General features: G+C 36.4%; 25 protein-coding genes. 9 read left to right on the forward strand and 16 right to left on the reverse strand.

The features are described from left to right. Window positions 1-3 precede the first annotated feature (3 nt). Together G4D63_RS06965 and G4D63_RS22420 are read right to left on the reverse strand one after the other, a co-directional pair. The gene (locus tag G4D63_RS06965) at window positions 4-261 is read right to left on the reverse strand and encodes a hypothetical protein (protein ID WP_239585908.1); all 258 of its coding nucleotides are present in this window, start codon (window positions 259-261) and stop codon (window positions 4-6) included. A 46-nt stretch (window positions 262-307) separates the two neighbouring features. Further along, a complete protein-coding gene (locus tag G4D63_RS22420) occupies window positions 308-703 on the reverse strand; it encodes a DUF4181 domain-containing protein (RefSeq protein ID WP_163178923.1) in 396 nt (131 codons plus the stop codon). A 220-nt stretch (window positions 704-923) separates the two neighbouring features. Here G4D63_RS22420 and G4D63_RS06975 point away from each other — a divergent pair, with 220 nt between their 5' ends. After that, window positions 924-1,235 carry a hypothetical protein gene (locus G4D63_RS06975; RefSeq protein ID WP_163178924.1) on the forward strand — a complete coding sequence of 104 codons (312 nt, stop codon included), beginning with the start codon at window positions 924-926 and terminating at the stop codon, window positions 1,233-1,235. Between the two features lie 108 nt (window positions 1,236-1,343). Here G4D63_RS06975 and G4D63_RS06980 read toward each other — a convergent pair whose 3' ends face one another. The 6 genes from G4D63_RS06980 to G4D63_RS07005 form a co-directional block, all read right to left on the reverse strand. Continuing rightward, window positions 1,344-1,877 carry a DUF3221 domain-containing protein gene (locus tag G4D63_RS06980; protein WP_163178925.1) on the reverse strand — a complete coding sequence of 178 codons (534 nt, stop codon included), beginning with the start codon at window positions 1,875-1,877 and terminating at the stop codon, window positions 1,344-1,346. A 59-nt stretch (window positions 1,878-1,936) separates the two neighbouring features. Continuing rightward, the gene (locus tag G4D63_RS06985; protein ID WP_163178926.1) at window positions 1,937-2,512 is read right to left on the reverse strand and encodes a hypothetical protein; all 576 of its coding nucleotides are present in this window, start codon (window positions 2,510-2,512) and stop codon (window positions 1,937-1,939) included. Window positions 2,513-2,573: 61 nt separating this feature from the next. Beyond that, on the reverse strand, window positions 2,574-3,362 hold the full coding sequence (locus G4D63_RS06990; RefSeq protein WP_163178927.1) for an SDR family NAD(P)-dependent oxidoreductase: 789 nt from the start codon (window positions 3,360-3,362) through the stop codon (window positions 2,574-2,576). A gap of 17 nt (window positions 3,363-3,379) precedes the next feature. Continuing rightward, window positions 3,380-4,348, reverse strand: coding sequence for an MBL fold metallo-hydrolase (locus G4D63_RS06995; RefSeq protein WP_163178928.1), 969 nt, complete (start codon window positions 4,346-4,348; stop codon window positions 3,380-3,382). Between the two features lie 144 nt (window positions 4,349-4,492). After that, a complete protein-coding gene (locus G4D63_RS07000) occupies window positions 4,493-5,047 on the reverse strand; it encodes an MFS transporter (protein ID WP_163179462.1) in 555 nt (184 codons plus the stop codon). After that, window positions 5,047-6,489 (reverse strand): FAD-binding oxidoreductase, encoded by a 1,443-nt coding sequence (locus G4D63_RS07005; protein ID WP_163179463.1) that lies wholly within the window; start codon window positions 6,487-6,489, stop codon window positions 5,047-5,049. Before G4D63_RS07005 ends, G4D63_RS07000 begins: the two co-directional genes overlap by 1 nt. 189 nt (window positions 6,490-6,678) lie before the next feature. On the opposite strand from G4D63_RS07005, the gene G4D63_RS07010 reads away from it, so the two are divergent. Then, on the forward strand, window positions 6,679-7,992 hold the full coding sequence (locus G4D63_RS07010) for an MFS transporter (RefSeq protein ID WP_163178929.1): 1,314 nt from the start codon (window positions 6,679-6,681) through the stop codon (window positions 7,990-7,992). A gap of 14 nt (window positions 7,993-8,006) precedes the next feature. Next, a complete protein-coding gene (locus G4D63_RS07015; RefSeq protein ID WP_163178930.1) occupies window positions 8,007-8,795 on the forward strand; it encodes a tyrosine-protein phosphatase in 789 nt (262 codons plus the stop codon). Window positions 8,796-8,847: 52 nt separating this feature from the next. On the opposite strand, the gene G4D63_RS07020 is transcribed toward G4D63_RS07015, so the two are convergent. Further along, the gene (locus G4D63_RS07020) at window positions 8,848-10,467 is read right to left on the reverse strand and encodes a M20/M25/M40 family metallo-hydrolase (RefSeq protein WP_163178931.1); all 1,620 of its coding nucleotides are present in this window, start codon (window positions 10,465-10,467) and stop codon (window positions 8,848-8,850) included. 130 nt (window positions 10,468-10,597) lie between these two features. On the opposite strand from G4D63_RS07020, the gene namA reads away from it, so the two are divergent. Next, window positions 10,598-11,614: an NADPH dehydrogenase NamA gene (gene namA / locus G4D63_RS07025; protein WP_163178932.1), complete on the forward strand. Its 1,017-nt coding sequence runs from the start codon at window positions 10,598-10,600 to the stop codon at window positions 11,612-11,614. Between the two features lie 92 nt (window positions 11,615-11,706). After that, on the forward strand, window positions 11,707-12,318 hold the full coding sequence (locus G4D63_RS07030) for a LysE family transporter (RefSeq protein ID WP_163178933.1): 612 nt from the start codon (window positions 11,707-11,709) through the stop codon (window positions 12,316-12,318). A gap of 299 nt (window positions 12,319-12,617) precedes the next feature. Here G4D63_RS07030 and G4D63_RS07035 read toward each other — a convergent pair whose 3' ends face one another. Together G4D63_RS07035 and G4D63_RS07040 are read right to left on the reverse strand one after the other, a co-directional pair. Further along, complete coding sequence (locus G4D63_RS07035) at window positions 12,618-15,677, reverse strand: efflux RND transporter permease subunit (protein WP_163178934.1); 3,060 nt, start codon at window positions 15,675-15,677, stop codon at window positions 12,618-12,620. A 257-nt stretch (window positions 15,678-15,934) separates the two neighbouring features. Then, entirely contained in the window at window positions 15,935-16,303 is a 369-nt protein-coding gene (locus G4D63_RS07040; protein ID WP_420837809.1) for a GNAT family N-acetyltransferase, read from the reverse strand. A 280-nt stretch (window positions 16,304-16,583) separates the two neighbouring features. On the opposite strand from G4D63_RS07040, the gene G4D63_RS07045 reads away from it, so the two are divergent. Then, entirely contained in the window at window positions 16,584-17,366 is a 783-nt protein-coding gene (locus G4D63_RS07045; protein ID WP_163178936.1) for a hypothetical protein, read from the forward strand. A gap of 213 nt (window positions 17,367-17,579) precedes the next feature. Here G4D63_RS07045 and G4D63_RS07050 read toward each other — a convergent pair whose 3' ends face one another. The 3 genes from G4D63_RS07050 to G4D63_RS07060 are packed head-to-tail and all read right to left on the reverse strand — an operon-like array spanning window position 17,580 to window position 18,718. Next, window positions 17,580-17,831, reverse strand: coding sequence for a hypothetical protein (locus G4D63_RS07050; protein WP_163178937.1), 252 nt, complete (start codon window positions 17,829-17,831; stop codon window positions 17,580-17,582). Beyond that, on the reverse strand, window positions 17,809-18,351 hold the full coding sequence (locus tag G4D63_RS07055) for an RNA polymerase sigma factor (RefSeq protein ID WP_163178938.1): 543 nt from the start codon (window positions 18,349-18,351) through the stop codon (window positions 17,809-17,811). Before G4D63_RS07055 ends, G4D63_RS07050 begins: the two co-directional genes overlap by 23 nt. Continuing rightward, window positions 18,344-18,718 (reverse strand): group-specific protein, encoded by a 375-nt coding sequence (locus tag G4D63_RS07060; protein ID WP_163178939.1) that lies wholly within the window; start codon window positions 18,716-18,718, stop codon window positions 18,344-18,346. The genes G4D63_RS07055 and G4D63_RS07060 overlap by 8 nt, the downstream gene beginning before the upstream one ends. Before the next feature lie 383 nt (window positions 18,719-19,101). On the opposite strand from G4D63_RS07060, the gene G4D63_RS07065 reads away from it, so the two are divergent. The 3 genes from G4D63_RS07065 (at window position 19,102) to G4D63_RS07075 (ending at window position 21,234) form a co-directional block, all read left to right on the forward strand. Beyond that, window positions 19,102-20,181 (forward strand): M42 family metallopeptidase, encoded by a 1,080-nt coding sequence (locus G4D63_RS07065; RefSeq protein ID WP_163178940.1) that lies wholly within the window; start codon window positions 19,102-19,104, stop codon window positions 20,179-20,181. Window positions 20,182-20,232: 51 nt separating this feature from the next. Then, the gene (locus tag G4D63_RS07070; protein WP_163178941.1) at window positions 20,233-20,628 is read left to right on the forward strand and encodes a secondary thiamine-phosphate synthase enzyme YjbQ; all 396 of its coding nucleotides are present in this window, start codon (window positions 20,233-20,235) and stop codon (window positions 20,626-20,628) included. 159 nt (window positions 20,629-20,787) lie between these two features. Next, window positions 20,788-21,234, forward strand: coding sequence for a PaaI family thioesterase (locus tag G4D63_RS07075; RefSeq protein ID WP_163178942.1), 447 nt, complete (start codon window positions 20,788-20,790; stop codon window positions 21,232-21,234). Window positions 21,235-21,304: 70 nt separating this feature from the next. On the opposite strand, the gene G4D63_RS07080 is transcribed toward G4D63_RS07075, so the two are convergent. Both G4D63_RS07080 and G4D63_RS22425 read right to left on the reverse strand, forming a co-directional pair. After that, window positions 21,305-21,859 (reverse strand): hypothetical protein, encoded by a 555-nt coding sequence (locus G4D63_RS07080; RefSeq protein ID WP_163178943.1) that lies wholly within the window; start codon window positions 21,857-21,859, stop codon window positions 21,305-21,307. A 140-nt stretch (window positions 21,860-21,999) separates the two neighbouring features. Further along, window positions 22,000-22,824, reverse strand: a complete 825-nt coding sequence (locus G4D63_RS22425) for a methyl-accepting chemotaxis protein (RefSeq protein ID WP_420837810.1) — start codon at window positions 22,822-22,824, stop codon at window positions 22,000-22,002. Window positions 22,825-22,851 lie beyond the last annotated feature (27 nt).

Consider the following 22,851-nt stretch of genomic DNA (forward strand, 5'->3'; position numbering starts at 1 on the left):
TTTTTAAAGAAATAAGAAATATGAAAACAACAAATATAACACGATCGAAACAACTGCTCTAATCCTTGTCAGTTTCTTGCTAATTTCCGCTTTCTCTTCTAGGAAATTTATATAGTTAAGAGTTAAAACGAAACCCAAAGATATCATATAATACCCTGCAGAGTTACCTTCTTCTACAATATATCTGAGTGCAGAAATAGCAACAAGTAATGTTCCTATTGTTCCAATAATCATATTTAGGTATAGTTTGTACTTGTTCATAGACAGCCTCCAATTACATATCAATTCCATTAGTTACTTTTAACTTTTAGGAAAGAGCGAATTCTGGAAAGAGGATAGAAATACTAGAAATATATAATAGAAAGAACACTAAATCTATCGATAGAATAAGGTGGTAATTATCATTCTTTGCATATTTTCTTTCAATAAAAATACGAAAAAGTAGTAGCAAAATACTAAAAACCAAAGAACTAAAAAAAGCATATTCGAAATTCATGACAAACTGTACTATTATAAAAACCGCAAGCATACCGTATTCAATCGATCGCTGTGAAGAACTATATGGTTCATATTTAAATCCTTTACTTATGCCTAATTTTCTACGAATCCATCTGTCGATTACAATTGAAATTACACAGAAAATGATAGAGAAAACAATCACTTGAAATAGCAGTTCTGAAAACAGAAGAACACCTCTTTTCATTCCTTTATTCAGACTTATATAAAGTCATTCCTTAACAGGACCTAAAAACTGCCTCCACTCTATAAGCATTTATATTCACTATAAATAGTTTAAATCCTTCTTAAAATGACCTAATCCAAGGAAGGAATTGGAATTTTCTTCTTGAATAATGGAGTAGAAATGCTTTTGTACACTTTCGAGGTGATTATATGATGAGAAGCGAAAAAGAAATGGTGAAATCATGAAAAATAAACAATGGAAATCAAAAAAGGTAGTTTTAATGGTGGCACTTTTACTCTTCTTACTTATATCGACAGTAACAAATCCAACAACACAAGACTACATACACTTTGAAGAGAAGAATTTTGGAAACCCACTTCCTGAAAATGTACGAATAGCAGAAGCCGATTTCTTTATTTTTTCTGTTTATGCGGCGACACCAAAGGAAGCAATTGATGAATTTGGCATAGTACACCTAGGATTTATGGGACAGTTCTTCCAAGTGTCGGATGGACAATTTGATGACTCTATCTGGAAAGACTACTTGAAGTAATGCTGCAAAATCGTTGCAAAAACCTCGGAGATTATAACTCCGAGGTTTTCCTGTCTGTATTTTCCTAAAGTAGGTAATAGTTAAACTGTGAAATTGATTTTCACACCATTACTCAATAACCTGAAAATTCTGGTCGACCTTAATTACCACTGGCTCTGTATCTCCCATCAACTCTGAGAAGGTCACATGATATTCTGAGTCCACTTCCTCCACTGACTTTACCCACCAAGTAAGATTTGGATCTAACGTCTGAACTGCTGCGTGAATTCCTTTGGCAACTCTTTGGGCATCTTCATCTGTATGAACTAAAATCTTAGTAGCAGTTGCTTGGGTTGGAAACGATTCTTGGACAACTCCAGTATGCCAAACCTCAACCTGTGTTCCAACAGAAAGGTCAGACTTTGAAAGTTTCTCACCCTCTGTGGAGACAATATCTGTCTCTTCCGTGATCGTGTAAACTGCCGCGTTAGGCTGTGAACCCTCCGTTTTTTCTGTAACTAGGATGATCTGTTCATTTACTGACATCACATAACCTGTTATATCTTTAACATCATTATTTGTACCGCTAGTGCTATCCTGAGCACAGCTCGCCAAAAACATAAAAAACCCAATCATAAGCCCTATACATGTTCTTTTCATCATACTTATCACCTCATCATATACGTCGTAGTGACTTCTAAAAACGTTACACTAGCACTAACTTATATGCTTATTTTTTTATGTAGAAAAATCACTACGAGAATGAAAAGAAGAAATCCCAAAAACACTGTAACAGATAAGTAAGTATCTAGAAGCTTTGCCGTTTCTCTAGTTAACTTATGTAGGAAAGGTTCAGGAATAGGTTCAGCCCTTTTGTCCATGTACACAATATGCTCAATCGTGTCTCCACCTAGTGCTGGTTCAAAACCAAACTCTCCCCTATCGAGATAGATTTCAACTATATCTCCTACGGTAACGTCTACACGTTTCCCACCTTCATATAACTCAGATTGCCAAACAGGAATGTACGAATAGAAAACTTGTACATATTCTCCTAATGGAGCTACTTCAGGAGAAACTCTTAGGAGTTGCTCCTGTTGAAGAGTCATCACTCTTATTTGTGAAGGACCAGATGAGTCGCTAAAATCACGATGTAATTCATCCGCTATTACCTTACCAATTAAATGAACAGGAGCATTCTTTTTTATTTCTTCTACTTCAACCGGATCAGTTGCACCCCAAACAGTGCTCGTTAACAAGAAAAAGCAGCAAATGAAGATTCCTACTAACCGGAACATACTCTCAAGACACCTCCTTTTTTACGAAAAAAAAAGCATGAGAAACTCATGCTTAGGATAGTTATTTTTTATAAAAGGCTTTTCCGCCAACCTTTTCTACAAACTCAGGAAACACTTGCGAAAATTTGCTAGCAGCGTTCATCCAGCCAGGTAAATTGATCTCACGTTTTGGTGTAAACATTGCATCAATTATTTTTTCTGCTACAAAGTCTGGCTCTAGCATGAAGCGTTCCACACTTTTCTTGTAATTACCAGACTTATCCGCAATATCAAAAAAGCCTGTTGCAATAGGGCCAGGATTCACAGCCGTAACAAAAATGTTCGTATCCCTGAGTTCCATACGAAGGCTATTGGTGAATCCTAACACCGCATGCTTAGATGCAGAATAAACGCTAGATTTAGGTGTAGCAATTTTCCCCGCCTGAGAAGCTACATTAATAATATGACCCTCATTTTGTTCAATCATCGATGGTAGTACCGCTTTCGTGCAGGCGATGAGTCCAAAAACGTTCACTTCAAACATATCCTTCATTTCTGTTAAATTAATGTCAATGACTTCATCAAATACACCAAACCCTGCATTATTGGCTAACACATGAATAGTACCTGTGTCTTCAATAATCGTACGAAAGGTTTGATTCACTTTCTCAAGATCTTGGACATCAAGCTGATAAAACGGACAATGTAGTAGATACTTTTGTTCAATGGTTTGTGAAATTTGCTGTAGTTTCTCCACGTTTCGAGCTAGAAGAATTGGTGTTCCACCACTTTCAGCTACCTTAAAGGCTAGGGCTTCTCCCACTCCACTCGAAGCACCAGTTATCACTACATTCTTACCATTTAATTTCATGTAATCTCCACACACCTTTATCTTGTTTTAAACACCCATTGTCCATCTACCGTCTCCATCTTAATGTAATCATCCTCCATTAGATAGTCAAGCTGACCTAATGTTTCAGAAAGTGTTAATACAAGTTCTTTTTTATACACTAATGGAAATAACTTCTGACATACCTGTAATGCCGTTAGTGGTTCTTCCTTTAACATGTCTACGACTATTTCTGCTCGCTTCTCTTGTTTATGTAAACGTTCTGTTATAAGAGCGCTTGCATTTTCAATAACATTCCCGTGACCCGGGTAAACCTTTTTAACTTGCAAATCACGAATGATTCTTAATGATTCATTATATTGTAATAATGTTTTAGGTCGTTCTTCACCATCCATTGGCGGTTCTAGTAATGGATTAGAAGAAATATGACCAAGTAAAAGGTCGCCACCAAGTAGCACCCGACTACCTTCATGATAAAGAGCAATATGACTTTGAGCATGTCCCGGTGTCTCTAATACGGTCCAACCAGGAAGGCCTGGGATGGTGTCTCCTTCTTTAACCTCATATGAAAGAGATCTTTCGCAGCTATATGCTAAAGTCTTTCTTAACTTATTCATCTTCTGTAAAATTATTCCATCTACTCCAAGCTTAGAAAACAAATCATAAAAAAACTGATCATGGTGTTCAAAAAACGATGAATTCTTCGTAATCCAAGGTTGGTTAAAACGGTGTCCATAAACGGGAAGCTCAGGTGATAAGTAATCAAGCATTCCTACATGATCAGGATGATGGTGTGTGATGACAACCTGATCTATATCTTCTGGCGTATAACCAAGCTTAGCCAGTTCATTTTTAAAATGATTCCAAGCCTCTATTGTTTTAACTCCTGCATCAACCAATGTTAGCTTTTCTGATTTGACTAAGTGTACATTCACATCTCCAACAGGAAACGGAGTTGGTAGTGAAATACAATGTATCTCACAGGGACTTGCTAGAACCTCTTGCATATATAATTCCCTCCAGCTGATTTTAAAACTTAATTCGAACCTGACTATATATACAAGGATAACCCTTCTACGGGTTTTTGTCATTATTTTCAAATAATTATCGAGGAAATATACTTACTTACAATTAAGCTAATTATACAGGCTTTAAACTACAGCTTTTGTTTTCTTGGGAATGATAAAATATCCACTAATCAGATAGAGAATCGAACTACTATAGAAAATGATATCAATCGTAAAAAAGTCTGCTAGAAAGCCTGCCGAAATAATGGCAACGGAAGAAAAAAGTGTTGTCCAAAAGTGATAATTGCCAATCTTTCCACCCCGGTTTGATTGATCTGTATAATTAGCTAGTAGTATTTTTTCTCCGTGTTTTTGAAATGCCCCAAAAATCCCTAACACAACTTGAATACTGTAGACCTGAATCATAGTTGTCACATGTGGAAAAGTAAGCAAAATCAAAGCCATTCCCCAGCAGTTTATTAGAAGCAAATAACGATTTTCAATATATACAGATATTTTTCCCAATAAAAGATAGATAAACGCTGAAGATAAACCAAATATTCCATAGGAAAGACCAAAAGCTGAAAAAGATGACCCCACATTCTTCAAAAAGAGAATGTAAAAAGGAAAAATAAGGCTACTTGCAAAAAACGTCATGCTTTGTGAGAATACTAACAGCCTTAACCTTTTTTCATCCATCATTTATACTCCTCGTAAAAAAAGTTATAAAATAGTTCGTCTGAGTCATATTTTCTCTTTTGTATAAAGAACTCCTCTGAACGGGGATATGCCTCTCTCATTTGGTCCTTTGTTGCATATGGCATATAAGGAAGATAATAGCTTCCACCATGATCCAAGGTAACATCAATCATCTTTTGAACGACAGATTGCGTGGCAGCACTTTCTTCCTTAGATAGACCTTGATTAATGAGTAAAACAAGGGCAAACATATCCTTCTTGGCATATGACAAAACGGCTGTTTCATCCTCTTGTACGTATCGAATCGTGATATTTATTAAGTTCAGATCTTCTTCAGTCAAAACTTCACGCAAATCATCCATATAATCTGCAAATTGTTCAATGGGAACAAAATACTCTTGAAGTACATCTGTATCTGATTCATCTTCATATTCTAGGAATTTTGATTCTGATCTCATCACATTATTTCGAGTAACAAGATTTCCATTTGTCTTTAAAAAATAGCTTTCTTGCATCTCCCAAAGTAAATTCTTTCCCCAATCATAGCTCCTAGATAGTCCTAATAAAAACTTAGTTAACCAGGTCATCTCATCGCTCTTTAATTCATTATGCTCCTCTAACGCAACACTTGTTTGATCAGCAGCTAACATATAATCTGTAACATACATATCCGTCAAAAAATGTTGAGGAGACGTTGAGATTCTAGCTAAATGCATCCTAACCTGCTCATTCTCTAGCACTTCTCTTTTAAAGTAATCTGTATACTGATCGTAATTCATTTCCTTTGTTTTCGTGGTATAAAGCTCGTCTTCAGTTAGCTGAATTTCTACTTCAAGGATTACACCAAATAAGCCGTAGCCTCCGTTAACTAAATAAAATAACTCTTCATTTTCCTCACGACTAACATGTATAATTTGACCATTAGCTTGTAAGAGGCGGAAAGAACGAATGGTATCAATTAAAGACCCATACCTGATATCTCTACCATGAGCGTTCACACTCATTGAACCACCTACTGTAAAGATATTCTGAGATTGCATGACCTTAACTGCCAATCCATATGGATTTATATACTGTTGAATATCATTCCAGGTGGCTCCACTTTGAACTGTGATTGTTTTTTCATTTACATCAAAATTTAGGATTTTGTTATAGGAAGTCATGTCTAGAACAATAGCATCTGTGTAGTACGTGTGCCCCCCCATACTATGGCGCTTTCCAGCAATTGAAACCTTAAGTCCCTGTTCTTTCGCATCCTTTACTACTTGCCTAATTGACTCTTCTTCCTTGCCTTCCAAAATCTTTTGAACCTTAACTGGCATCAAGCCACTGACATCTTCGAACATTGTTGACGAGGTCGGCTCATCTCCTCCTTTGGTTACTGAGAAAACAAAGGCAAATCCGTAACTTATCACAAATAACAAGATTAGTATTCTCTTCATCATGACTCCCTCAAATACGAATTATATATAAATGCATTATACAATTTTTGCTAATTTATTGGTATGATGTTAGGAGATTATCATTCTTCTAAACTTCAACATATTACATTAAAAATTTAAAGAGATTGGTCCCTTGCTTCCAATCTTTTCTTAGTCTAACTATTGCTATTAATCTAAAGTAGGTGCCGTATGAGTAAACTCAAGCTTGGTTATTTCCATTACGCTTGGATTATTTTAGCGCTGTCGTTTCTAGCGTTATTATCTGCACAAGGTGTTCGTTTATCATTTGGAGCGTTCATTGAACCTTGGGAGGATGAGTTTTCAACAAGCAGAGGTACCATTTCACTGGTTGCATTAATAAGCTATATTGTTTATGGTGTATCACAGCCTTTTATCGGGCGCTTGGTCGATCAATATGGTGTTCGCGTGATATTTTCTTTTAGCGTTTTATTAATTGGGCTTTCAACTATTGCTACCTTTTTTGCAACTAGCCCATGGCAGTTGATGATTATTTACGGTGTGATTGCTTCCATTGGTTTTGGTGGAGCCTCGAATGTTGCCGGCTCTGTAGCAATTTCCAACTGGTTTGTGGAGAAGAAGGGGTTTGCGATTGGACTTATGACTGCAGGCTCAGCAGGTGGACAGCTCGTACTTGTTCCTCTCTCTTTATTTCTCATCACTGTGTTTGGATGGAAACTAACAGTTCTAATACTAGGACTTTTTTTAACTCTAATCGTTTTTCCATTATTATATATATTTCTACGAACACACCCATCTGAAAAGAAGGTCTCTCCCTTAGGTGGAGAAGTGTCTATAATAGAGAACCCAGCAAAGCCAAAGCTTTCATCAGCAAAAAAGGTCACTATTTTTATGCTATTGAGAAGAAAAGAATTTCTCTTTCTTCTATTACCCTTTTTTGTTTGTGGAGTTACTACGAGTGGGTTAATTGATACACACTTAATTCCTTTTGCACAATATTGTGGGATTACACCAGTTGTTGCAGGAGTAGCAGTAAGTTTATTAGCTGGTTTCAATATATTTGGTACAATATTTTCCGGTTATTTATCTGATCGGTTTAACTGTAAAAATATGCTTGCCTTTTTGTATGGAAGTCGTGCACTTACGGTGGTCATACTGTTAGTTATGATTTACAATACATCAGCATTCGGTTTTATCTTAAATGAATCGTATCTTCTACTTATATTTGCAATTAGCTTTGGAATGGTTGATTTTGCAACAGTTGCTCCTACGATTAAACTTGCAACAGAGTACTTTCGTGAACTTTCTGTTGGCGTGATTTTAGGATGGCTTTATTTAAGTCATCAGCTCGGTTCAGCACTTGGTGCCTATTTACCAGGCCTGCTATTTGACCTAAGTGGAAGCTATACTGATGCCTTTGTTTATTCTATTATTCTACTCGTTGCAGCAGCATGTTTAAGCTATATGCTGCCAAGCATTCATAAGCTACCTCAGATAAAGAACGAGAATCACTCTATCACTTAAAAACGGAGGCAGATATGAACAAAAGTGACATACATCATATAAAGTTTGAAACTGTTTATAATTTTAGGGATATTGGCGGGCTAAAAACTAAAGATGGACGATGGATCAAGAAGGGGATATTATTTCGTTCTGATGATCTTTCCAGGCTTTCACCTCGGGATTTTGTGCAGCTAGATCAGCTCAACCTTCAGTTCATCTGTGACCTTCGAACACATAATGAACGAAAGTCCAAGCCCGATCGCCTACCACAGAATTATGCCAAAAAGATAGTCCACGTTCCTTTTCATGATCCCTCACAGGATTATTCTCGCCTTCAATTTATGAAGCTGTTAATAAAGGATTCAAAAAGTTTAGACTTTCATAAGTTGATTAAGGACTTTTATTCTAATATGGCAACTCAACGCACAGGTGAAATTAAGGAAGTTTTTACACAATTATCATTATCTAATAACAGTCCTGCCTTAATCCACTGCACCGGTGGAAAGGACCGCACAGGCTTTATTGTGGCACTACTTCAATTACTAGTTGGAGTTGAATATGAGTCAGTCATTGAACACTATTTACATTCTAATGACCTAATAGGACCTAGAATGAGAAGGGTTGAGAGGTTTGTTCAGCTTATGAGTCTTTTCCGGGTAACACCAGAACAAATAAAGCCTCTACTTATTGTTGAACGAGAATATTTGGATGAAGTGTTTCATCATCTTTTTACTCAATATGGTACAATTGAAAACTATTTAATTACAGCCTGTGGAGTAGAGAAAAAAACACTTTCCCAACTTAAAAAGCTCATCCTCCCCTAATTTAAAACGCAGAGAATCTATGTTCAGATTCTCTGCGTTTGTCGTTATTTCTCTACTTATTTAATAAAGTGTTGATTGTCTTTGAAATCAAGTCAGGAAACATTCCAAAACTAATCGGCACATGTAGTCTCTCCGTCCATTGATGAGGATCTTTTCCAAATGGACCAACATTTAATACAGGAACCTGGAGCTTCTCAAGTTCCTTGATTGGAAGGTGATAGCCCTTTTTAAATAATGGCATATTGAATAAAAGAGGTTGTAGCTCTTCTCCTGATTCTCTTAGTCCAACAAAGCTCAAATCAGATAGACCGGAAAAATAATGAAGTGATTTAATCTTTATGTTGTATTTTTCTTTCGCATAGGCAATGAGTTCTTCTTTAGTTGTTGAAATGACTTCTACATCACTTGATAAAACTGATGGATAATAAGGTGGACTATAGAATAAAACAATCATTGGAGAAAGCTCTTTACACAAGATGGCTAGATCTTCTACCATTCTGGTTGAAAACTCTCGGTCATCTTCATCAGTACGATTAGCCACTAACTCCATTTGCCTTTTTTTTATTTCCTCTTTTCCATGCTTTTCAACAGCAACTTGTAACAGTTGTTCATATGTAAATATGTTAACCTTCATTTTTGTCTCGGAAAAATCCTCAAGCTTACTGTACTGCTCTACATGCCTAGAATAATGTCCTTCGATATTTTCGGCAGCTGTTTTTACCTGTTGAAGTAATAGGTCGGTCATCTCCGTTAGGGAGCGTTTCATAAATAATACATTGTATAAGCTAACTGCCGTGTAGGGTATTTTTACGGAGTACTCTTGTTTTAAATCCCTCTGCATTAAGCTTGTTGGTGGCGGTGTAACTTCACCATCAACAACCTCACAAAAATCAGTGTTGAGTTCAAGTACCCTCGTTACTTCAGATGCCATTAAATTAGCATTTAATCCCGAAAACGGTTCTCCCACATGTGTTTCTTTGCCAACGGATAAAAAGCCAGGTAATACCTTCCCAATAGATCCTGTATACATATAATAATTTTCATCACCAGGATATTTTGAAAACATCGGTTCAGAGTTAAGACAAGCGACATATTGAAGATCATGTGTATCTGCTAGCTCCACTAATGCAGGGACAGCTCCAATCATCCCTGCAGAATTCACCTCTTCATCAGGGACAGATAATAATAAAAGGTTTCCGTCAAATTGACCATTGGCAGCTCGTTCAATCATAGACATTTGCAGAGCAAGTCCTGCCTTCATGTCCATTGCCCCTCTACCAAACAGCCAGTCCCCACTTTCAATTTCAGCTTGTACCTCACTTGCGAAGAGATGTTTATTTTTTTTATATTCCTCAGTCAAGGCTTTAGGATTAAAGGCTAAATCTTTAAAGGTACCATAATCCTCTACCTCAACTACATCGAAATGACTTAATAATACAATTGTTTTCTTTACATTAGGTTTTTTAACTAATGCCGTCACAAAGAGGCGTCCATCGTTTATCTCATGTAAGCGTAGATCACCTTGATTTTCTTTAAAATAGGAAAGCTCCTGTAGCTGTGAATGGATTAATTTAGCCATCTCCACCTCTTGAGCTTTACCCGTTACACTAGGACACCCCACTAATTTAGATAGTAAAGCTACCAATTGGTCTTTAGATTGCCACTTTAACATATCCTACACCTTTCTCTCGACAAATTTTCAAAATTAGTATACCACTCTTTGTAAGCACTTAACTATCTGTTTAAAAATCAGAATGCTATAATTGGTGTTGAAATACAGTTAATTGTAAAGGAGAGCATATATGGAAGCAAAGTTATTCAGTCCTTACCAAATAAAAAATGTTACCCTTAAAAATCGAATTGTTATGTCTCCAATGTGTATGTATTCTTCACATGAGCAAGATGGGCAGGTTCAAAATTGGCATCTCACTCATTATGTAAGCCGTGCTGTTGGTGGTGTTGGCTTAATTATGGTGGAAGCAACTGCTGTCACCCCACAAGGAAGAATATCCAATGGAGATCTCGGTATATGGGATGATGATCATATACCTGGTTTAGCTAACCTAGTAGGAATGATGAAAGAACAAGGTGCTGCTACTTCTATTCAAATTGCTCATGCAGGTAGAAAAGCAATGGTAGACGGCGAAATCATTGCCCCTTCTGCTATTGCGTTTAATGAAAAAATGAAAACACCAAAGGAAATGTCGGTGGAAGAGATTCGTGAAACGGTTCAGGCATTTAAAGCAGGTGCAAACCGTGCTAAGGAAGCTGGATTTGACATCATTGAACTTCATGGTGCTCATGGTTACTTAATAAATGAATTCTTATCACCATTAACCAATAAACGAGAAGATCAATATGGTGGAAGTACAGAGAAACGTTATCAATTTTTACGTGAAATTATAGATGGAGTAAATCAAGTCTGGGATGGTCCTTTATTTGTTAGAGTATCTGCCAATGACTATCATCCTGAGGGGTTAACACCAGAGGATTATGTTACATATGCAAAGTGGATGAAAGAACAAGGAGTCGATCTTATTGATGTAAGCTCCGGCGCTGTTGTCCCTGCACCAATAAACGTCTTCCCTGGATATCAAATCGGATTCTCAGAAACAATCAAGCACGGTGCTGATATCCCAACTGGTGTAGTTGGCTTAATTACAACAGGAAATCAAGCGGAAGAAATACTACAAAATGACCGTGGTGACCTCGTGTTTCTTGCTCGTGAGTTACTGAGAGACCCTTATTGGCCAAGAACCGCTGCAAATCAGTTAGGTGTATCCATTGAACCACCAAAGCAATATGATCGTGGTTGGTAAAAAAAGCTCGTTTTAAAATGGAATCCTTTTGGACCGAAGTGAAATAGCGCTTCGGTTCTTTTAGGCTTAATTAACTGTGGAGATGTGATGATGTGGTTGCTCTATTTCATGGAGTTCTTTTATCAATTGGGCTTATTCTTCCCTTAGGGGTGCAAAATGTTTTTATCTTTAACCAGGGAGCAACACAGCCTACTTATTTTAGAGTGCTTCCTGTCGTGTTGACAGCTTCCTTATGTGATACATTCTTAATTATTTTAGCTATCTCAGGCGTATCACTCATTATTTTTAAAATAGTTTGGCTAAAAAGTTTCTTTATATTTTTTGGAATTATTTTTTTACTTTATATGGGTTGGACAATTTGGCGTGCAACTAGTAAGAAGCACTTAGCAGAAAAACAGCGTCCCTTATCGCCTAAACAACAAATTAGTTTTGCCTTATCAGTATCTCTTTTAAATCCACATGCTATTTTGGATACAGTAGGTGTAATTGGAACTAGCTCATTAGCGTATTCTGGAGGAGACACGTACTTATTTGCGGTAGGATGTATTGTAGTATCGTGGCTATGGTTTTTTCTTTTAGCTTACCTTGGTAAACTTATTGGAAAGCTTGACTCCAGTCAAAATCTACAACGTAATATTAACCGTCTATCTGCCATTATTATTTGGATGATTGCTGGTTTACTAGTTTATGAACTGTTATTTTAGATAAGAACGTTAAAAGGCTGCCCTTGTGGCAGCCTTTTAACGTTTTTTTAAGTTTGATAGATGGTTTTCAAAGACCTTTTTAAGGTTATTGTGTGGAACCTCTATATAATTGGGTGGCTCAAGCTACTAATTGCGTGACTTATAACATAATTGCGTAAATTCAAGAGGTATTTGCGTGCAACACCGATACAATTGAGTATCTGCACAAATTCCAATACCATGGAAGACATTATTGATTATTGAAAAATCCCACAGTATCAAAACTGTGGGATTTAAATAATGAGTAGCTTTTTTATTAATTAACTCGCCGCTTCTGTAGCCTCATCTGTCTGTTTAGTCATTTTTTTACGTCGTTTACCTATTCTAGAAACGCCTATTCCGAACGCATCAAAAAGTCGGTAAACCGTCGGAATTAATAGTAATGTAATTAATGTCGCAAACATTAACCCTGAGATAATGACAGTGGCCATTGGTGCCTGATAATTACCAGAAGATCCTGAAGCTAATGCAAGTGGAAGCATACCTCCAACTGTAGTTAAGGTTGTCATAAAAATCGGACGCACTCTGTTTTTACCTGCCTCAACTAGCGCAGCCTCTACACCATAACCCTCTTTACGTAATTGATTTGTACGATCAATTAATAAAATCGCATTATTTAAGACAATACCAATTAGCATCACAACACCCATACCAGACATAATGCTTAGCTCACGTTGTGTTAGTAGAAGCCCTAGAATCACTCCGACTGCAGTCATTGGAATCACTGACATGACAACGATTGGGTGCGACAAGCTGTTAAACTGTACTGCCATAACTAGATACACGAGGAAAATGGCAATCCCTAAGATCATCAGCATTTCCTGCATTAATTGTTGTTGCTGTTCTAAATCTCCTGCTACTTCCACCGTATAACCTGGTGTGGTCTCGAAGCTCGTGATTAGCTTTTGAACGTCTCGATTTATTGCACCTAAATCACGTTCCTCAATATCTGCTGAGATTGTAATTAAACGTTCACCATCGACATGCGATATTTCATTTGGTGTATCCACACTTGCTAAAGAGATAAATGAAGACAATTCTTGATCACCAGTTGCAGTTGGAATGGTTAAATCTAAAAGACTTGCTTTACTTTCAATCTTTTCATCCCATTTAACGTTGATTGCATAGCTCTCTTCATCAATCGATATTTCACCAACTGGCATCTGTAAAAAGCTTGTTTCAATAAATTGCTTAATTTGCATCTTGGAAAGCCCTGCATCCTCAATTGCTGCCTCATCTATTTCTATCACTTCTTGGACTGATGTACGCTCAATCGAGTTAGCTACACCAACAATTCCATCAATTTTCTCAAGTTCTGTAATAAAATCTTGACCAATTGTTTGCAGCTCTTTAAAGTCTTCACCTTTAATGTTCACTTGAACTGGTGAACCTCCACCTGCAGACATCGGACTCGCAACATTTTGAATTGGGAGTGTATCCTGTAACTTCCTCAAAGAGCTAAATATTTCTTCATTCACTTCTTTTTGTTCCCTTGTAATATCGTCACCTTTTGTCATATTAATAACCGTATAAAACATGTTGCCATTATCCATTAAATAGTTAGATTCCACATCTTGTATAGAAGAAAGGATTTTATTAATCTCGGAAACAACCTTTTCCTTTTCTTCTGTAGATAAGCCTGTTTCCACCGTCACCATTAACTCCTGATAACGATTTAGTACATCTGGCATAATAGTCATCGGAATTTTAGTTACAAACGCTAAAGAACTAACGAACATTAATATAAAGATTCCAATAACCGCAAAGCTATATCGTTTCTTCTTTACTGACCATTGAACAGTCTTTATATATCCACGTAAAAGAGGACCTTCCTTTTTAACCTTCTTTTTCTTACTTAGCTTTAAGAAGTTTTCTGAAAGAGAAGGAATAAGGGTAAATGAAACAATGACCGAAGCAATTAAAGTGATGGCAACGACAGCAGAAAGCATCATCATAAATTGACCCATTTCTCCACCCAGTAACCCAATTGGTAGAAATACTACAATCGTCGTTAGCATGGATGCAATGACAGCTGTAGCTACTTCCTTTGTTCCTTCAATAACTGCCTTAAAATTTGAAGTACCTTGTTCTTTCTTTCGATAAATGGATTCTAAAATGACGATGGAAGAGTCAACCATCATCCCAATTCCAAGCCCAAGCCCAATTAACGTTAACATATTAAAGCTATAATCAAACAACCACATTGCTGTAAACGTTAATAACACCGAAGTTGGTATAGAAAGACCAACAATAATAGTGGCTCTAATATTTCTTAAAAATAACATTAAAATCACAATGGCAATTATACCGCCGATTAGAATATTGCTAGTTACACCATCAATAGAATCTTTAACATAGTCCGCCTGTGCAACCATTTCATTTAGTTCAAATCCTTCAACAAGTCCTTCTTCACGGATATTTTTGATCTCCGCACGGACTGCTTCTGCCATTTCAATTTGAGTTACATCTGATACACGACCTACCTGAACGAAAACAAAGTCCTTTGTACCATTCTTCCATACAAGGTTAGAATTATCTAAGGGTTGTAAAGTAACCTCTGCAATTTCCTCTAAATTAATCATACCAGTAGAGCTTACAATTTTAAGGTTTTCTAAATCCTCAACACTTGTTAACTTTGTATCCCAACGTAATGAAGGTGAATCTTCTTCACTACTAAACTCCCCAATTGTTGCCTCACTATTACTCTGTTGGATCACTCCAACTACCTGCATGACATCAATGCCTTTTTCTGCAACCTTTTCACGATCAAATTGAATCGCTACTTCATTTTCTTGAAATCCTGAAAGTAACACATCGTTAACTTCTTGAAGCTCTTCTAGTCTAGGTTCAAGAACATCCTTAGCAAAAGTGGTTATTTCCTTCATATCACCAGCTGATACATCCATAAAGAAATCGTAGCTCTGAGTTGTTCCCACTTGGTCTGTAACAACTTCCTTTACACCTGATATAGTAGATGTAGTCGCACTAACGATCGATTGAATTTCCTTTGTCACATCATCACCGCGACCACTTTCAATGACTACTTGAAGGGAGCTTCTACCAATGTTAGTGGTCGAATCAACACCTTCTACCCCGTCAAGTCCTAGGATTTTCTGTTCTAATGGGGTTGTTATGGTTCTCTCAACCTCGATAGCTGCCATTTCTCCAGCATTCACATTAACATAAGCAGCATCAAAATCGATGGGAGGCATTAATTCTTTATCTACTTTAGTTAGTGAATAACTGCCTACAAGTAAAACAAACACTACCATTAGTCCAATAAGAATTTTTCGCTCAACCAAAAACTTTAATAAACTCATTCTATCTCCTCTTTTCATAAACCTAATCTATAATCCTTACATAATTAAAATCTCACACAAGATATTATTATAGACTAAAACTGGTAAATTTGTACTATATTTACATAAATTTTACATATATAGTTTATTTTGGAATGTTCTGAGTTATTAAACTTAAGTTTATAAATCTTCTAACATATCTAAGTAAGCTAAATTAACATGTCCTATTCAAAGTCAAAATAAAAAGCCCTTTAGGGCCTTTTGAGAGAAAAAATGAATTAAAATATATAGTTTGCCAGCTGTTCGCCCCATGGTGCCATTTCCGTTTCTACAAACCCAGCTTTTTTATATGTTATTTTAGCACCATTATTTGACGGATGATACCCGATCATAATGAGGGGAACATTAGAGGTGTTGATTTCTTTTATTTTAGTAACTACTAATTCAACTGCCTGCTTTCCATAACCGTTACCCTGGTACCGCTGATCAATCATCAAACGGTAAATCCAGTAGTTTCCGTCATCAGGGTCAATTCCAAACATAGTAAATCCTATCATCTCTTCCTCTAAGTAGACCCCCATTGCAAGGAAGCTTTCTAAAAACTGTACTTCAGCGATTGAATATAAGTTAGATGCCATAAACCCCATTTGCTCTTCACTTACTGATAACGCGATTGCATCTTCCCAGTTCTCTCGATTTATATTTTTTAATGTCAAATTCAAACAAATACACCTCATTCTTCTTAGTTCTCACTCTATCATTTATATGATACTCCTAAGAGTTCCAATCTTTCATATTAGCTACTTAGGTCATTATCCCTTCTTCTATTATAAAGAAATTTTCATCTCCTTTTTCAAATGTAACGATTTCAAGGGAATTTCGTCTTATGCAGTGAGGGAATTACAACATTAAAAAAGGGTGAACTAGATGAGATGGTATAAATATTTATTTATCTTTTTTCTTTTTTTATCTGTAGCACTTATTGTTTCCTTTCTTTTTGAGAGAGATGTAGTTAATAATTCAAAAGAAGCTTTTTCAGAGAAAAAGGCTCCAGTGGTGGAAATTAAAGATTCAAAAAGCGAAGAAGAGACCAAGGATAAAATTGAAGAAAACAATGGTCGATTGGACCAGGTTAACTATAAGGGTGAACTCTACCGTGATGCTGAGACACATTATTATCTCTTTACCACCACAAAGGACGGAAAAATTCAAGTAGAGTGGGGAGAGAACACGATAGGATCAGACTTTATAATCACTACTCAAAATTGGGAGTCTGTATATTATAATGGTGATTTGTTGCCTGCTGGAAACTATATGTTTGTTATAACAACAAATCCAGCTGAGACTTCAAGTGATTCAAATATCGTTACTTATGATTTCAATGTTTTAGGTTTAACGTTCTGTGAACCACCTGACCCAACTCTGCCATCATTGACTGTAGAAAGTCCTGTAGAAGTTGTTAATAGATTGGGTGAAGGAGAACATACAGTTACATTTCAAGGGAAAACAGATGGGACAGAAGCAAGATTTGGTAAATTTACAAAATCAGATCTTCCTGATACTGTTATCAATAATTCCTTTCATGAGGAAATTTCCTTTACCACATCCAGCCCAGCTTATAGTGCCTATCGAATAACAGTTATAAATAAAGCAGGAAATCGAATAAATCGGAACTATGAATTTTTATATCCTAGTGGTAAACAAGAATAATAGGAGGAGACTACCTAAGTAAGTAGTTCAGTTTTGGAGTACAAAATGATTTTTAATAAATTTTCGCATCAATTCGCGCACCTTTCCGAGACACTGTAATATATCTTGTTGAGTTTAAATTCGGGTTACGAATTCACCTGTTTTTTGACATAAAAATACCATAACGAATTTAAGTATTCATTATGGCTGTAACCTCTAATTTAATTTCATGTTTTACAAAAAATAAATTAATGTCTGAACAAAAGCCAGACATATGCCAATAAGAGCTGGAACAGCCTTCAGCATAATGATCCCTTGTGATTCACTTATAAAATGGTCCATAGGATTTTTCGTAGGAGATGCTAAAAATCCTATAATACTTGAAAACTTATTTTTCCTCATCGGAAAATCTGGAATCTCTTCATCGTAAGCATCCATTTTACTTTTTAAGTAAAATTCACCTTCAAACGGATCTTTTGTCTTCAAAATCATCGACTCCTAACAACTGCTTTAGATTTTTAATGGCCATATGAAGCCTTGATTTAACTGTCCCAATAGGAATGGATAAAATGTCTGCGATCTCTGCATTTGTCATATCATGATAATACTTTAATATGATAACTGCTCGCTGTGATTCTTGTAGTCCCATAATTGCTTCTTTAATCTCCAGTTTTTCATCATTGTTCGGAATTTCGAAGGAGGTTGGTGTTAAAAAAGGAAGTAGCTTTTGAAGCCTTTTTCTCCTGTTTAATTTATTTACCATAATGTTATATCCAATCTGAAAAAGATAAGTTTTTACATTGGCCTTATTCGAATCGAACTGATTTTTTTTCTGTTGTAACTGAAGAAATGCATCCTGGACGATATCCATGCTTAATTGTTCGTTCTTCGTATAACGGTATATAAACAAGTATAATGTTGGTTTTAACAATGTATACAGTCGATCAAGTGCATGAACCTCTCCATTTTGATAAGAATGCATTAGCTCATTAATATCATCATTCATAATCAATTCCCCAACGCTCTTTTATTCCCTTCAGCACAAGTGAGATTCTAGTAATTAAGTAAATAAAACCTACTAGTGTAAAGGCTTGAGCCTGATTTGTAAAAAACTGAACAAAATTATTTTCAACTGTGTGACCTGAAGAAATTAGAAAATTTAATACTTGCACACAAATTACTGCATAAACTGCAACTGAAATAGCTAGAGTATCAAACACATTCCAGCGAAAGAAAATGGTTGTCTTTGTAAAATCAATTTTCCTGTTTGCTTTTCTAACAACATACTTTCTATCCATTGGAATTGCTATTGAAATAATGATGATCATAATAATGGCTGCTACAATTAATGAAACCATAAAACCGTTTAACATATATTTTCTCTCCCTTTTCAAAGGTTCGCTTCCTATTTCATTTGTTCACTTCTTATACAAATGAGTGAAGGGAAAGGTTCATCGTTTTAAATATTTTTTTAAAATTCCCTAAAAATCCTCTCAAAATAATAGTTCTACACCGATAAATAATATCCTCTTAAAGCTACTTTGCTACAAACTGTAAACAGCCCCTGTACCACTAACCTTTATTTTAAATAATACGTATTTAACTTGTTAATTTACTTCCCTTTTTATATTCCAATAACAAAGTGAATAGTAGTTCGATTTAGGGTGCGAATTTGAATGTTGCACGTCTCTTCTTTTATTTTGCCTCATTATGATATGATAAATGGGACATGGAAAAGTAGAAGGGAGAATGACCTATGGAGAAGTCAGAATTTTTGGAACAACTTAAAACACTTGCAGCTATTCAAGGTGCCCCTGGTCAAGAAATGAACGTAGTTAGGACATTGGTTGAGCAATTTTCACCTTATGCTGATTCTGTTGAGGTTGATAATATGGGAAATCTATATGCATACATGAAGGGGAATAAACCTGGACCAACCGTCATGGTTTCTGCTCACTCTGATGAAATTGGATGTGTAGTTCGTGATATTGATGAACGTGGCTTTATAAGAATAGAGCGTACTGGTGGGATGATTGAGTCCTTATTAATTGGGCGCAAGGTAAATGTAAACGGTCACTTCGGAGTAGTGGGAGTAAAGGCTGGACACCTTCAAACAGCTGAAGAACGATCAAGAATCCCTTCGATTTACGAGCTGTATGTTGATGTCGGAGCTGCTTCAAAAGAGGAAGTACATAACATGGGAATCCAAATTGGAGATCAAATTACATATGTCAGTGAAATTGAACAGTTTACAAATCCAGACTTAATTTGCGGAAAAGCAATAGATAACCGCTCATGCTGCGTGTTATTGCTTCAATTATTCAAATCACTTCATTCTGAAAAGAACTTTGCTGGAACATTAGTTGGAGTCATCGCCGTTCAAGAAGAAGTTGGTTTACGTGGTGCAAAGGTTGCAACTTACAAAGTGAATCCCGAGTTTGCGATTGTACTAGATACAATTCCTTGTGCCGATACGCCAGACAGCTTAAATAGTGGGTATCCTGTTGGAATTGGTAGAGGCCCAGTATTCCCTGCATTAGCCGGTGGTTCTGTAAGAGGTAATATCATGTCACCTCAATTTAAAAAATTACTTATTCGTTATGCTAATGAATTGGACATGCCTTATCAGCTTGCTGTTATGACAGGAGCAACAACTGATCTAGCAGCTGTTCATTTGGAAAGAGAAGGAGTCCTTGCAGGTGCAATCACCTTCGCAAGGCGCTACTCGCATTCTCCAGTAGAGGTAGCTAATCTGCGTGTTTTTGAACAAGGATTCATGCTACTCGAAAAAATGATTTTAGATAATGAGAACTGGGGAGAGCTTGGTTTTATTTAATGAACTTATCTTCTTAGATGAAAGGTGAATCACTAGAGCTGGAGGTACGGGATGCTTAAGAAATTCACGGTGCAAACTAACAAGCGAGATGAAATGATTGAAGTTACAGAAACAGTACAAGGTTTTATTAGAGAGAACCATCTCCAAGAGGGTGTAGTGATTGTGTATTGCCCACACACTACAGCGGGGATCACCATCAACGAAAATGCAGATCCAGACGTAAAACGGGATATGCTACGCCGATTTGACGAAGTATACCCATGGAATCATAAGCTTGATCGTCATGCAGAAGGAAATACGGCTGCACATATGAAGGCAAGCACCGTCGGAACTTCACAACAAATCATAGTGACAAATGGAAGATTACTACTCGGTACTTGGCAAGGGGTTTATTTCTGTGAGTTTGATGGACCTAGACTACGAACCTACTATATAAAAGCTCTATAAAGAGAGTAAGAAATGGACCTTAAGAACACTCAGTTATTATGAAATGAGTGTTTTTTCTTTCTTTTAAATCTTGTAGGAAATCCATTGATAGGAAATTGAAGTATTAGTACAATGAAATGGAGATGTCAGAATTTTCATAATCAAAAGGAGGGTACTTCTTTGAACTTATCTGAAGAAAAGGCACTATTAGAGCTCACCGAAGAGGCAATTAAAAATCATCAAATGAAACCTGAAGAGTTATTTCTATTTAAACTTTTTAACTTCAAATTTTCTTATGATGATGATCAAGAAACTTGTAAAATGGAAGTTCCTCTACATGAAATCATGCTAGGCCCATTACGTTTTATTCACGGAGGGTTTATCACATATTTGGCAGACACCTGCATGGGGCATCTTTGTTTTAAATACTTAGATTCTCCTTTTGTTGCGCTTGAGCTTAAAACGCAATACCTTAAGTCCGTCCAAGAAGGAACTGTGGTGGCTGAAGCAAGATTTAGACAGAAAGGAAAGACGATTATTTTTATTGACTGTGAGGTAAAAACAAAGGAAGGTTTGCCTCTATCTACTATTTCCGCTACATTCTATGTCCTGCCCAACAAGAAATAATAGTTCTTAGTTAAAATTCCATTTGGCCATGTGGCCTTTTTTTATTAGAAGTGACGGGTAAAAAGCCCTCCTACTTCTCCACTATAAAATCAACCTGTCCTTCTATTTTATACTCTTGTGGCTTACTACCCATTTTTTCAATAAAGAAGTCGGCATATCCGTTAACGAGATAGTAGCCTACTGGAAACTTCTTATTCATTATAGCTTTCATAAATTCTCTATATTCTTTTGTATCCTCTAGGTCAAATCCGCCGCTTGCTCTATACTTTTCACGGAGTGCTTCTCCTCTTTTTAACGTTGTACTAATTAAGGGTTCATTCATGCCATATTCAATAGTATACTCTCGTGTTTTTTCAATCATTGGAAAATGAAATGGAGAAGCTGCATGATAGATCGTTATGTTATCTTGCTCACCAATATATTCTAGCTCAGCATACATAACGATTTCTTCATTCTGATATGTACTTTTTTCTGTTACTAAGCGATAAATGAAATCATCTACGATTACCTCATCCCTTGTTTGTTCCTGAATAAATTGATCAGGATTCACCTTAGTGATCTGACCTGTACAACCTATTAAAAGCATTATAATCAAAATAAAAAAACATAAAATTTTTCGTTTCATAAATCACCTCTACTCATTCGATATTGAACTATTCTATAGAATGGAACGTTTCCCCTCTTCCAATTGGAAAAGTTCTCACTTTAAATAGTTACTCATAAATAATAAGAGTCAATGACAGTAGTCATTGACCCTTATTTATATTATTTTATTCTAAATTTGCTTAAGTTACGGTTTAATTCTTCAGCCAAATGGGCTAGAGAACCAGCAGAGGCTGTAACTTCCTCCATTGTAGCAAGTTGCTCTTCGTTGGCAGCTGAACTTTCCTCACTAAATCTTGCACTTTCCTTGGCGATTTCAGAAACTTCTGTCACTGATGATAACACTTGGTCACTGACATTCGTCATTTGTTCAATCGCTGTTGCTACTTCAGAAACGGTGCTTGATACTCTTGCATTTAATTCCTGTATGGAAACGAATGCATCTGATACATCCTGAGTATACTGAATTCCTTTTTCTACTCTTTCCTGTCCATCCTTCATGGAAGTAACAGCTTGTCCAGTTTCTTGCTGTATTTCAGAGATCATTTTAGTAATCTGTTCCGCTGATCGACGTGACTCTTCTGCTAATTTACGAACCTCATCGGCAACAACTGCAAATCCTTTACCGTGCTCTCCCGCACGAGCAGCTTCAATCGCAGCATTTAATGCTAGAAGATTGGTTTGATCAGAAATAGATGTAATTAATTCTAAAATACTACTAATTTCTTTCGATAGATTACCTAACTTTAAGATTCTCGTAGACGTTTCGGTAACAGAACCTTGAATCTGATTCATTTGCTCTACTACCATTGAAACCTTTTGTGAACCATTGCTAGTTGCATCTAAAGCCTGATGTGTTAAACCATTCATTTCTCTTCCGTTTTGAGATACCTGGTTTAATCCTGCTGATAATTGTTGCATAGAGGCTAACACATCCTCTGAGCTAGCTAATTGATTACTAGCTCCCTCAGCAGCAGATTGTGCCATTGCTGAAACCTGTTCAGCAGCTCTTGT

This window comes from Bacillus mesophilus (genome assembly GCF_011008845.1).
In the GTDB taxonomy this organism is placed as follows: Bacteria; Bacillota; Bacilli; order Bacillales; family SA4; genus Bacillus_BS; species Bacillus_BS mesophilus.